The following is an 11,909-nucleotide window of genomic DNA, read 5'->3' on the forward strand; positions in this document are numbered from 1 at the left end:
ACTTACCAACTTCCCGCAGCAGCCGCTCAATTAAATGGCTAATTCACTTCACTCAGCCTCCGCAAATTCAAAATATCGCTCATCTTTTTAATTTGCATACAAGTCCGCTCGAACTGTTGTTTATCCTGGATATCCATGCACAAGTCAATTAATGCGGGCAATCCGGGATATGTTTTGACTTGAGCGCTGCGGACGTTTACTTGGTTGTCCTTCAAATGCGATAACACATCATTGAGAACTCCCACTCGATCGAGGGCTTCAATTTGAATGTTAACCGGATAAGTGTTGGGTCGAGATTCATTGCGGTTGCTGGAATTCCAACTCACAGGAACCAAGCGATCGCCTGGTACGCTCTCAACATTTGAACAGCCTTGCCGGTGAATCGAAATTCCGCGAGTGCGAGTCACAACTCCAATAATTGATTCCCCAGGAATCGGACAGCAACAGCCGGATAAATGGTAGAGCAATCCCTCTACACCTGCGATCGGCGATTTGCTCGGAGACGAACTAGGTACTGGTTTCGGTGCCGTCGATGCAGGTATTAGCTGGGGCACTTCGTGGGTTCCTGCGGGAGCAGCTTCAATTTTTTGCTGCACTTTTACTAAATCTCGCAGTCGATTTACTACGAGATTTAGGGTGACTTCGCCGTAGCCCAAACCGGCGATTAAATCTTCGACGCTGTGGTAGTTGCAGCGCTGAGCCACCGATTGCATGGGCTCAGATTTTAGCAAAGATTCCAAGCCATTTTTACCTAATTCTTTTTCCAGCAATTCCCGGCCGCGAGCGAGATTTTCATCTCGGTGCGATCGCTTCAACCACTGGCGAATTCGGTTTTTGGCTCCGTTTGTCTTGACAAAATTCAGCCAGTCGGAACTCGGATGACCATTTTTTTGGGTCAAGATTTCTACAATATCGCCGTTCTTTAAAACCTTGTCTAGTGTTACCATTCGCCCGTTTACTCTGGCACCGGTACAGCGATTGCCAATTTCTGTGTGAATGCGGTAAGCAAAATCTACGGGAGTTGAGCCGCTATTGAGAGCAATCACGTCTCCGTTAGGAGTAAAAACGTAAATATCTTCGTCGAATAAGTTGTCCTTAATACTTTGTAAATATTCGCGATCGTCTTTCAGGTCGCTTTGCCATTCTAGGAGTTGTCGCAGCCAAGTAAATTTCTCGTCGTCGCCGGTAACTGTTGTGTTAGAACCGCCAGTTTCTTTGTATTTCCAGTGCGCGGCAATGCCGTATTCTGCAATGTGGTGCATTGCTACGGTGCGGATTTGCACTTCGATGGGGCGACCGCTGGTTCCGATTACTCCGGTGTGCAAAGATTGGTAGCGGTTGGCTTTTGGTAAACCGATATAATCTTTAAAGCGGCCGGGAATCGGGCGGAAAGAATCGTGGACGATCGCCAAAGCCCGATAACAGTCATCATTGGTTTCTACTATGATCCGCACCGCCGCAATATCGTACACTTGCTTAAACCCTTTTTGGCGGCGCTGCATCTTGCCGTAAATCCCGTACAAATGTTTGGGACGGCCGCTAACTTCATAGCATTTAATGCCTAAATTGTCAAGCCTTTCTCGCAAACTATCTGTGACTTCTGCGAGTTGAGTTTCTCGATCGGCCCGCTTCTCTGCCACCAATTCTTGAATTTCGCGGTAAGCTTCGGGTTCCAGGTATTTAAACGCTAAATCTTCCAATTCCCACTTAAAGCGACCAATACCCAAACGGTTCGCTAGGGGAGCAAAAATATCTCGGGTTTCTAGGGCAATACTGCGCTGCTTTTCTTCGGACAAATGCTCCAAAGTCCTCATGTTGTGCAGCCGATCTGCCAGTTTGACGACAATGACGCGAATATCTTTAGCCATTGCTAGGAACATTCGGCGGAAATTTTCCGCAAGGCGCTCTGTTTTGCTGGAAAAATTAAACTTAGAAAGCTTGGTGACACCTTCAACCAACTGTCGCACTTCGGCGCCGAACCGCTGTTCTATTTCTTCGAGAGTAATATCTGTATCTTCAACAATGTCGTGGAGGAAGCCCGCGGCAATCATGACGTTGTTGCCGCCCATATACCGGAGTATTCCAGCCACAGCTACCGGATGGCAAATGTAAGGTTCTCCCGATTTGCGGTATTGTCCTTCGTGCAAGTCGCGGGCAAATTCAAAGGCCCGACAAATTAAGCTGTCGTCAGTCGAGCAATTCGGGTTAGGGTCCCCATCAGGCTGCGATCGAGTATTCAGGCATTCTTGCAGCCAGTCGGGAACTACAGCAGGATCGATCGAAGGAGAGGGAGTCAGAGTGTTCGCGTTCATGGGGTACACCTTTAAAACTTAGAAATACAAATGGTTAAAAGCCGGTTTCCGGTTGAATTGCCGAAATTATGTGTTTAGCTATACTAAACTAATTGAATGCCACAATTTGCAATTCAAAAAAATAGTCGATTTTTCTCAAACTATACCTATGTAATCCCGAGTCGCCCCCCCTCGTAGGTAGGAAAATGTAGTGACATCACTGCCGCCGCAGCAGTCTGTCGCTCGGGGAAAATCGGGTAAAATAAGCATATTTTGGGGGTAGCAGTTGAGGTTGCGGGGGGATCGGCATTTACCGGCAACGCTAAACTAAAAGCAGCAGCCAGAAGGGTAGAGCCAGGGAAACAAATCAAAAAAAGTTCTCACAAAACAGGGAATTGCTCCAAAAACGCACGGCTTCCCTCCATATGAGCAAACTTAAGTAAGTATCTACTTTGATTATAAATACAAATTTGTTTACAAAATCATGATATTGTCCGAAGACCGCCGCCAGTGCTACCAAGAATTACAGCAAGCACTAGAACAACTACAAAGAACTGCTGCACAGGATAATCTGGATGGGGCCGCGCTGGCGATCGAATACAGAAAAGTGCAACAATTTTTCGGAAACCAAATTATGAGAGCCGAAAGCGATGAGTTAGACGCCTCAGAAACACCCCCAGAGCAGTCCTATTTGACGGAAATTCACAAGCAACTGCGGTTGTTGGGGACAGATGTCACGTTTTTGCAAGCGTCGCGCCAGCCAGCGACAGCAAAGGCGAGGCAAACTGCGGCGATCGCGCGGCTCAACACGCTAATTGGCTACTGTGGCGCGCTGCTACAAAAAAATTCTGGTTCTTCAGGGCCCGCCCAGATACAGAATTAATAATTGAATTAACAGGGAATTAATAAGGCAAGGAGAAATAAAGCGGTGGAATGTCCAAAATGTAAACATCCCAATTTAGAAGGCGGTACCTTAGCCGGCCGTATGTCGGTGCAGTGGTGTCCCAACTGTTACGGTATCTGGATTCCAGGCAGAGAATACGAAGCTTGGCAAAAAGAACAGAGCCAGTGGTACAACAAATCCGAGAAGCCTGATGCGACAGGGACTCTCGGCATAGAATTCACCCCGTCTGTCTACGACAGCAAAGCAGCGCTGTGTCCTGAAGACGGTCACTATCTGTCGCGGGCGAAAGTTCCTTTCAGTAGAGTGCCCTTTTACATAGAGCGCTGTATGTTGTGCGGGGGCATTTGGTGCGATAACGGCGAGTGGGACATTCTCGAAAGTCTGGGATTCCACACCGAGATTGACAAGATGTTTTCTCCGAATTGGCAAGCTAAGGCCCGCGTGCAAGAACTCGCCTCTCGGGAACGTCAAGTGCTGACTGAGAAGCTGGGGCCGGATATCGCCGGATATGTGTTGGAACTCGCGGAAGTTTTAGCAGACCATCCTCACGCAGATTGTGCCGCTACTTACATACTGCGGAGAGCTGAGTTGAAGCGAAAGGAAATTTAGTCTGTTGGCTGTTGACAGTTGACTGTTGATGGTTGACTGTTAACGGTTGACTGGTGTTAGTAAGCGGTTGGTCGGTTAATGATGTAGTGATAAAATCTTTGTTTGTAGCAATTTCTATTGGTATTTACAAACTGTGGACGGTTGACTGTTAACGGTTGACTGTTGACTATTTTTAGTAAGTGGTTGGTCGGTTAATGATGTACTAATAAAATTTTTGTTTGTAGCAATTTTTATTAGTATTTACAAACAGCATATCGGTCTCTTGCCAATCACTAATAAGCCATGAAAAATACTAATAACTAACAACTAACCGCCAGTATATTGATAAATAATAAATAACAACAGACAACAGTTAACCGTCAACAGACAACAGACAACAGTTAACCGTCAACAGACAACAGACAACAGACTAAGGACTAATAACTAATGACTAATGACTCTTCTCTATTTTCCGTTGACAATCTGCGAGTAGCTTATCCTCAGCGGCGAGGCCAATCTGGTTGGGCCGTTGACGGGGTTTCCCTGACGCTGAAACCGGGGGAAAAGCTCGGATTAGTTGGGGAGTCTGGCTGCGGTAAGTCAACTTTGGGAAGGGCGGCGATGCGGTTGCTGCCGGATTCAACGCTGATTGAGGGGCGAGTTAGTTTTGCTGGAGAGTCGGTGTTTGATATGAATGCTTCGCGGCTGAGACGGTTTCGGGGCGAAGCTGTAGCATTGATTTTTCAAGATCCGATGACTCGTCTCGATCCTTTGATGACTGTAGGAGAACATTGCATCGAGACTTTGCAAGCTCACAGACCGAATTTGGATCGCAAGCAAGCTAAGAAACGGGCAATAGAAACTCTGGAAGCTGTGAAAATTCCCGCGTCTCGCTGGTCGCAATTTCCCCACGAATTTAGCGGCGGAATGCGACAAAGAGTAGCAATTGCTTTGGCTCTTTTGCTCGATCCCAAATTAATTGTGGCGGACGAACCGACTACAAGTTTGGACGTAACTGTAGCTGCTCAGATTTTGCAGGAATTAACCAGACTTTGCGAGGAACGGGGAACGGCTATTTTGTTGATTTCTCACGATTTGGCGATGGTGGCTGAGTATTGCGATCGCATTGCGGTGATGTACGGCGGTAAAGTCGTAGAAACAGGGCCGGTGCAAAACGTTTTTGAAAAGCCGCAGCACGAATATACTCGATCGCTCCTCAAAGCAGCTTTGCACATTCAAGCCGATTCTGAAAAAGGGTTAGCATTCGAGGAAATCAGGACTGAAGCCGTTACTGCAAACTTAACAAATTCGCCTCTTTTGACCGTAACGAATTTGCAGCAACACTACAGTTTAGAAAGCAATTTATTGGATCAGTTGTTTTCCAGGAATCGCCAGGTAATTAAAGCAGTAGACGGCGTTAGTTTAGAGCTACAACGGGGAGAAATCCTAGGGCTGGTGGGGGAGTCCGGCTGCGGCAAAAGTACCTTGTCACGCACGATTTTGCAGCTAATTACCGCGACTGGCGGCAAAGTTGTATTTCAAGGAATAGATATAACAGCCCTGAACCGCGATGCTGTGAGGAAGCACCGCCGCGAAATGCAAATGATATTTCAAGACCCCCACGCTTGCCTGAATCCGATGATGACTGTCGGGCAAAGTATTGCTGACCCTTTGTTTATTCACAAATTAGCTAATGGCAGCGAAGCTAAAAAACAAGTAATCCAAATGTTAGAGCGGGTGGGTTTAACTCCAGGGGAGGATTTCTTTCGCCGCTATCCGGGGGAATTGTCAGGAGGACAACAGCAGCGAGTTTCGATCGCCCGCGCTTTGATTACTCGGCCGCAACTGATAATTTGCGACGAACCTGTGAGTATGCTGGATGCCAGCGTGCAGACTCAAGTATTAGAACTGATGTTGGAGTTGAAGAAGGAATTTAATTTGACTTATCTGTTCATTACGCACGATTTGTGGGTGGCGAGATTTTTTTGCGATCGCATTGCGGTAATGAATGCTGGAAAAATTGTTGAAATCGGTAAGACTAGGGATATTTTTACTAATCCGCAGCACCCTTATACTCAGCAATTATTGCAGGCAGCTCCTTTACTGGCTCGAACTCAATAGAAAGGTATAAAATTGGGGCCATCTAATTTCTGTCACGAGCTTCTAGATGGATTTCGGAAATTTCCGGTTAAATTGGTTAAAGTTAAGGGATACTTTTCAAATCATTCCACCGACACCAAGCACGATATGGCAGAATCTGACCTAGGCAGTTTTGCGGTGGCACCCGAAGCCTCATTCGCGATCGCAGAAGATGAAGACACCGAGATTGATCGTCCGACGGTAACTCGGTCGTCAGCATACAACAACTGGTCTGCCGACGATCCAGTGGGAGCTTTGTTCAAGGAAATGGCTCGGTATCCTCTACTAACAGCAGCCGAAGAAGTAGAGTTGGCGCGCCGCGTTCAAGAATTGGTAGCCCTGGATGAACTAGAACAGCGTTTGCAGCAGGAATTGGACAGAGTGCCGACAAAAGCTGAACTCGCAACGGCTTTGGGGATAAGCGAAACTCAACTGCAACAGCTTCGCCACCAGTGTCAGTCGGCGAAACGGAAAATGATCAGCTCGAATTTGCGCTTGGTGGTTTCGATTGCCAAACGCTATCTTAATCGGGGCGTCCCTTTTCTCGATTTAATTCAGGAAGGAGCTTTGGGTTTGAATCGGGCAGCCGAAAAGTTCGATCCGGAGAAGGGTTACAAGTTTTCTACTTATGCCTATTGGTGGATTCGCCAAGGAATTACCCGGACAATTGCCAATCAAGGGCGGACGATTCGCTTGCCTGTTCACATTGTCGAACAGTTAAATAAACTCAAAAAAGTTTATCGAGATTTGAAGCGTTCTCTTCAACGCAATCCAAGTGAAACTGAACTTGCTAGAGAAATGCAAGTTACTTGCGAACAGCTTCGCTATCTCCAGCAAGTACGCCGGCAATCTTTGTCTCTCAACCACCGCATCGGCTCCGAAGAAAGTTCGGAACTTTTGGATGTTCTCGAAGATAACGCGACGCAATCTCCCGAAGCTCAGATGAATGAGATGATGATGCGCCAAGATATTTTGGAGGTGTTGGACAGTATTTTGACTGAGCGGGAAAAAGAGATTGTTGCTATGCGTTACGGTTTGCTGACCGGCGAACCTTACACTTTAGAAGAGGTCAGCAGTTTGTTCAATTTGTCCCGCGAACGAGTCCGTCAAATTCAAAATAAGGCAATGCGAAAGCTGCGCCGCCCTCAAGTGACTGAACGATTGAAGGGCTGGTTGAAATAAGCAAAAAAAATTGAGTTGGCATTTTGAAAAATCTTAAAATTATTGTGGGGTGGCACTCCGAGGCTATCGAAAATATGCTGGTTCAAGGTGGAAAAAATTAATAAAAAATTACAAATTAAAAATGTCTTAATGTGGTATTTTTAATTGTTGATTGTCGCTTACTACTTACTTATTTATGTCTTCTGAGGTAATTTTGCGTCCAGCTACCCGCGCCGACGTGCCGGTGCTGTTTGATTTGATTAAAGCTTTAGCTGAGTACGAAAAATTATCTCATGCCGTTACTGGCAATGCCCTTGATTTGGAGCATCATTTGTTTGGCGATCGACCTTTTGCTGAAGCGATTTTAGCGGAGTGCGAAAATCGAGTTGTGGGCTGGGCGCTGTTTTTTTACAATTATTCTACTTTTTTGACTCAACCGGGAATTTATTTGGAAGATTTGTTTGTGATCCCTGAGTTTCGAGGGCGGGGAATTGGCAAATCTTTGATAGTTTATTTAGCGCAGTTGACGGTTGAAAGGGGCTGCGGGCGTTTGGAATGGAGCGTTTTGGATTGGAATGAATTGGCGATCGGATTTTACAAGGGTATCGGTGCTGATGTGATGCCCGACTGGCGGATTTGCCGGGTTGCGGGCGAGTCTTTGGCAACTTTGGCATCCAAACAAGTGTAAAAACCCCTCGATAAGACTGGGCGATTGCAATTGATCCTACAAAAATTTTCGTCCCTTTCGCTTGAGACTAAGAAATCAAGGTGTGTACCGCGCACCTTACAACGAATCAGTAGGGTGCGCCACAAGCACCTTACAACAAATCTGTAGCGCCTCAAATCTTGCGTTGCGTAAATCCGAGTAGATAATTGGCAAAAATATAGGAAAATTTAAATAACAGTAGATTTTGATTGAGAGAGTAGATCGTGATTATTTGGGTAAACGAGCAAATCGATCCGTCGGGCATTCTTTATTCTTGCATTGCTTGTTGCGATGAGACTCAAGCGAAGGATTGCCACGAATCTTTTGAGAAGAATTTGACGGCAGAGCAAAAACAGCAGGGCTGGGTTGCTACCTTGCGGACTGTTAGTTCTTGGGATGAGGTGCCTGTTAATGCTTTGAAATTGAATTAATGAGTGCAAGTCATTAGTAGCTTTAGTATCGCCGTATTTCCGTTAGAGCGAAACGGCAGGAAAACGTTCCACGTCTGTTCGGAAAAGGCAAGATAACTCGATCGCACATTGGTCAAATTAACAGAAATTTTGTAAATCTGAAGGCAAAAAGCTGCAAACATTGGGGGCTGACAGTCTGAGGATTGTGCCCTGCAATGTGCGGGGATTTGGGCGGAAATTTTTGGGCCTGGAGTGCTGCGAACACGCTAGGACGAAAAAGCGTGCAAGTGCGATCCTCTTCGAGGGCTCCGCTAACGACAATTCGCATTTCTTAAACGGATTTTAGGATTACTATTAATAGATAGAGGCATTTCCAATTGTCTAGTTAAATTTTTATGATTGAAACCTTATTTCACGCTTATACCCCTCTAGTTATCTGGACGGGCTTAGGACTGCTGCTGTTTCGGTACATCCCAGTTGATTTTCCCAAGCTGCTGAGCCACTTTCTTTTCTGGATTGGGATACCGCTGCAAATTCTAGTTTTAGCCCGTCAGAGCGATTTTTCGGGTGCTGTGGGATTCACGCCGGCGATCGCCATATTCGTGTTATTTCTGAGTACGAGTTTTGCTTGGCTGACTTGGGTATTATTGCGTAGGCTGAGTGCGGCCCACATCCAAAAGCCCTATTTTCAGGGCAAAAATTCTCTGGTAAATTTATTTTTATTAAATTTTAATTCCCTGAAGCGATCGAGCAAAGGGAGTTTTATCCTAGCTGCGATGTTAGGGAATACGGGCTTTGTTGGATTAGCAATCACCCCGTCTATCATCAGCACCGATAACAGCAATTGGGCGGTCTTGTACAGCGTCACTAACAACGTTATTGGAACTTATTGTTTCGGTGTATTTATTGCTAGCTATTTTGGGAACTCCGAGCAAAAAAATCACTGGTGGACTCAGATCCGGGACGTGCTGACAGTTCCCGCTCTGTGGGCATTTTTAATTGGTTTTTATACTAGAAACATCCCCCTGCCCGAGACAGTGGAATCGGGATTGCAGACTGCTGTTTGGGTGGTAATTGCCAGTGCTTTGCTGCTGGTTGGCATCCGGCTGAGGTCTATTAAGAAATGGGAAAGTTTTGAACTGGCTTTAATCCCGTCGCTGTTAAAAGTGGTAATTGTGCCGGTGTTGATCGGATTGGGTGCTAGTTATTTCGGATTGAGTGGCGATCCGAGGTTCGTGTTGGTGTTGATGTCGGGAACGCCCACAGCTCTTTCGGTGCTGATTTTAGCAGAAGTTTACGAGCTAGATCGCGATTTGTTAGCTAGCAGCATCGCCATCACTTCTGTCGGGTTGCTGTTGATGCTTCCGCTATGGTTAGCTGGGTTTAGTTAATATTAGCTATAGTTTCAAATCGGATTGCTTTAAAATTTCGCAGTACAATCAACCATAACTGCACGGAAAAGACTATGAATGAGATAATAACTGCTACAGGTCTGCCTCCTGCATTCCCCGATCATACCCAACTGCCAGACGAAGACGGTACATTTGTGAAAAATTTTCAGGAGCATCCCCAGAGTATCATTCTGACAGATTCGATCGGGCCGGTTGTAGAGCGGCTGCATCCAGACGGACAATATGCGATCGGGCAAGATTGTGGCATTTACTGGCGAGAAACTGACCCGCCAGAGCGAGGCGCAGAAGCACCGGATTGGTTTTACGTGCCGAATGTACCGGCAACACTTGACGGTTTTCGCCGTTCTTATGTACTTTGGCGGGAACACATGGCTCCGTTCATTGCTTTAGAATTTGCTAGCGGTAATGGAGATGAAGAGCGCGATCGTACTCCCTTGACTGTGGCCGCTGACGGTACCAGCACTAAACCGGGTAAGTTTTGGGTGTACGAGAGAATTATCCGCATTCCTTACTACGGCATTTATGAAATGAGAACTGGCAATTTAGAAGTCTATCACCTAATAGATTTTGTGTATCAAAGGATGCAGCCCAACGAACGCGGTCACTATCCCATTCCTGTACTAGATGTAGAATTGGGAATGTGGCAGGGAAGCTATCAAAATCAAGAACTTCTTTGGCTACGGTGGTGGGATTCGCAGGGGAATTTGCTGTTAACTGGCTCCGAACAAGTTGAAATTGAGCGGGCTAGAACCGAGCAAGAACGGGAAAGAGCTGAACAAGAACGGGAAAGAGCCGAACAAGCAGAGCGAAAAGTTACCCAGTTAGCGGAGCGACTGCGAGCAATGGGAATCGATCCCGATGCTGAGGATTGATATCAAATTCCCAAAACTCTCTCTGTAGCGCGAGCATCCCGTAATTTATCTTTTTTAATCACAAAAAACAAAGCTGATGGAAACTAAACCACCTCTACCGCCCTTTACGTTGGAAACAGCTAAAGCCAAAGTTCAAGCTGCTGAAGATGCCTGGAATACCCGCGATCCAGAACGAGTAGCCTTAGCTTATACGGAAGATTCTCAGTGGCGAAACCGTGCCGAATTCTTCAGCGGACGGGAAGAAATCAAGGCTTTTTTAAGACGAAAATGGGCAAAGGAACTAGATTACCGTTTAAAGAAAGAACTGTGGAGTTTTACAGACAATCGGATTTCTGTTCGCTTCGAGTATGAGTGGCACGATGATTCTGGCTACTGGTATCGCGCCTATGGTAATGAACAGTGGGAATTTGCCGAAAATGGGTTAATGCGAAGACGTGAAGCCAGCATTAATGATGTTCCGATTCAAGAATCGGAACGGAAGTTTCGATAAGATTTATCTGTGAGTTGTTAGAGGCATAAACCTGGTTTTTTAGGAAAATACGCAGGTTTGTAGTCAGGACTTTAGTCATGATTGACTCAAGGCCCGAAAGACTAATAAAGTCATCACTACTAACGACAGGTTTGTAGTAAGGTGTTGAGTCATGATTATAACTCTTGCAAAAATACAAAGCACCTCATCCCAAACCTCCCCTTGAATCAGGGGAGGAGGCAAGATTATTCTTGTTTCCCCCCTTAATAAGGGGGGACTTGCGGGGGGTAAATTGGACTTTTGCCAGAACTCTAGAGAAGTTTATAGAGCATCTGCGATCGTGTAGAATCTGAAAAAACAATTTTAATGGAGTTTTGTTGCAAATGAAATTTTCGGCGATCGAAACACTAATTGTTAGTTCTATCCTTCTGTCAATCTCATCATTGTCATCTGCTCAAAGTAATCCACAGGGCTCTACAATTCTACCCACAGGAGCTTACTACGCTGAAGGAACAATGTTCAATAACTCCCGTAGAGAGATTGCACATCAAAACAATAGAATCTGCATCAAGATCGTCGATGGCCCTGCAAGTCCCTACAAAGGCGTCGAATCTATCACAATTAGCAGCGTGTCTTTGGAAAATGGGAAATACTATATTGATGCAACTGGCACAGAGCTAGTATTAAAAAACAATGGAAAAGCATTCTCTGGCGACATTCGCGGTACATGGGAGTATAGAGGTATCTCCCCCGATCGAAGGAGTCAACCCATACAAGCTAAAAAAATGGCAGAATGTGTAGCTGCTCAAGGACGATATGTGCAGAAGATGGAAGGAATATCCATTTCAGGAATCGATTTTCCCAAGCATTAACCACGATCGAGATGGGTGGGGGCGCAACCAAAAGGTGATCTGTGGGATGCAGTAATGGGTAATCGGAGTAAGGTGCGCGGCGCGC

The 11,909-nt window shown here is 45.9% G+C and carries 11 protein-coding genes; 10 read left to right on the top strand and 1 reads right to left on the bottom strand.

Annotated features, from left to right (window positions below; genetic code table 11):
* Positions 1-38 precede the first annotated feature (38 nt).
* Entirely contained in the window at positions 39-2,312 is a 2,274-nt protein-coding gene (locus QUA77_RS09845; protein WP_333038066.1) for a bifunctional (p)ppGpp synthetase/guanosine-3',5'-bis(diphosphate) 3'-pyrophosphohydrolase, read from the bottom strand.
* A gap of 463 nt (positions 2,313-2,775) precedes the next feature.
* On the opposite strand from QUA77_RS09845, the gene patD reads away from it, so the two are divergent.
* From patD to QUA77_RS09895, 10 genes are all read left to right on the top strand, one after another.
* A complete protein-coding gene (patD, locus tag QUA77_RS09850) occupies positions 2,776-3,174 on the top strand; it encodes a heterocyst frequency control protein PatD (RefSeq protein ID WP_333038068.1) in 399 nt (132 codons plus the stop codon).
* Positions 3,175-3,219: 45 nt separating this feature from the next.
* Positions 3,220-3,804 carry a zf-TFIIB domain-containing protein gene (locus QUA77_RS09855; RefSeq protein ID WP_333038070.1) on the top strand — a complete coding sequence of 195 codons (585 nt, stop codon included), beginning with the start codon at positions 3,220-3,222 and terminating at the stop codon, positions 3,802-3,804.
* A gap of 426 nt (positions 3,805-4,230) precedes the next feature.
* Positions 4,231-5,904 (top strand): ABC transporter ATP-binding protein, encoded by a 1,674-nt coding sequence (locus tag QUA77_RS09860; RefSeq protein ID WP_333038073.1) that lies wholly within the window; start codon positions 4,231-4,233, stop codon positions 5,902-5,904.
* A gap of 126 nt (positions 5,905-6,030) precedes the next feature.
* Positions 6,031-7,104: an RNA polymerase sigma factor, RpoD/SigA family gene (locus QUA77_RS09865; RefSeq protein WP_333038075.1), complete on the top strand. Its 1,074-nt coding sequence runs from the start codon at positions 6,031-6,033 to the stop codon at positions 7,102-7,104.
* Between the two features lie 175 nt (positions 7,105-7,279).
* Positions 7,280-7,771 carry a GNAT family N-acetyltransferase gene (locus QUA77_RS09870; RefSeq protein ID WP_333038076.1) on the top strand — a complete coding sequence of 164 codons (492 nt, stop codon included), beginning with the start codon at positions 7,280-7,282 and terminating at the stop codon, positions 7,769-7,771.
* Positions 7,772-8,013: 242 nt separating this feature from the next.
* Positions 8,014-8,220: a glycogen debranching protein gene (locus QUA77_RS09875; protein WP_333038077.1), complete on the top strand. Its 207-nt coding sequence runs from the start codon at positions 8,014-8,016 to the stop codon at positions 8,218-8,220.
* A gap of 374 nt (positions 8,221-8,594) precedes the next feature.
* A complete protein-coding gene (locus QUA77_RS09880; RefSeq protein WP_333038078.1) occupies positions 8,595-9,590 on the top strand; it encodes an AEC family transporter in 996 nt (331 codons plus the stop codon).
* 74 nt (positions 9,591-9,664) lie between these two features.
* Positions 9,665-10,483 (top strand): Uma2 family endonuclease, encoded by an 819-nt coding sequence (locus tag QUA77_RS09885; protein ID WP_333038080.1) that lies wholly within the window; start codon positions 9,665-9,667, stop codon positions 10,481-10,483.
* Between the two features lie 76 nt (positions 10,484-10,559).
* Positions 10,560-10,973, top strand: coding sequence for a nuclear transport factor 2 family protein (locus QUA77_RS09890; protein WP_190657739.1), 414 nt, complete (start codon positions 10,560-10,562; stop codon positions 10,971-10,973).
* A 362-nt stretch (positions 10,974-11,335) separates the two neighbouring features.
* Entirely contained in the window at positions 11,336-11,824 is a 489-nt protein-coding gene (locus QUA77_RS09895) for a hypothetical protein (protein ID WP_333038082.1), read from the top strand.
* Positions 11,825-11,909 lie beyond the last annotated feature (85 nt).

This window comes from Microcoleus sp. K5-D4 (assembly GCF_036704575.1).
Lineage (GTDB): Bacteria > Cyanobacteriota > Cyanobacteriia > Cyanobacteriales > Microcoleaceae > Microcoleus.

Excerpts from the sequence above, each read along its gene's own strand:
- QUA77_RS09880 (WP_333038078.1), top strand. The coding sequence starts at position 8,595 with ATGATTGAAACCTTATTTCACGCTTATACCCCTCTAGTTATCTGGACG.
- patD (WP_333038068.1), top strand. The coding sequence starts at position 2,776 with ATGATATTGTCCGAAGACCGCCGCCAGTGCTACCAAGAATTACAGCAA.
- QUA77_RS09870 (WP_333038076.1), top strand. The coding sequence starts at position 7,280 with ATGTCTTCTGAGGTAATTTTGCGTCCAGCTACCCGCGCCGACGTGCCG.
- QUA77_RS09865 (WP_333038075.1), top strand. The coding sequence starts at position 6,031 with ATGGCAGAATCTGACCTAGGCAGTTTTGCGGTGGCACCCGAAGCCTCA.
- QUA77_RS09890 (WP_190657739.1), top strand. The coding sequence starts at position 10,560 with ATGGAAACTAAACCACCTCTACCGCCCTTTACGTTGGAAACAGCTAAA.
- QUA77_RS09845 (WP_333038066.1), bottom strand. The coding sequence starts at position 2,312 with ATGAACGCGAACACTCTGACTCCCTCTCCTTCGATCGATCCTGCTGTA.
- QUA77_RS09885 (WP_333038080.1), top strand. The coding sequence starts at position 9,665 with ATGAATGAGATAATAACTGCTACAGGTCTGCCTCCTGCATTCCCCGAT.
- QUA77_RS09895 (WP_333038082.1), top strand. The coding sequence starts at position 11,336 with ATGAAATTTTCGGCGATCGAAACACTAATTGTTAGTTCTATCCTTCTG.
- QUA77_RS09860 (WP_333038073.1), top strand. The coding sequence starts at position 4,231 with ATGACTAATGACTCTTCTCTATTTTCCGTTGACAATCTGCGAGTAGCT.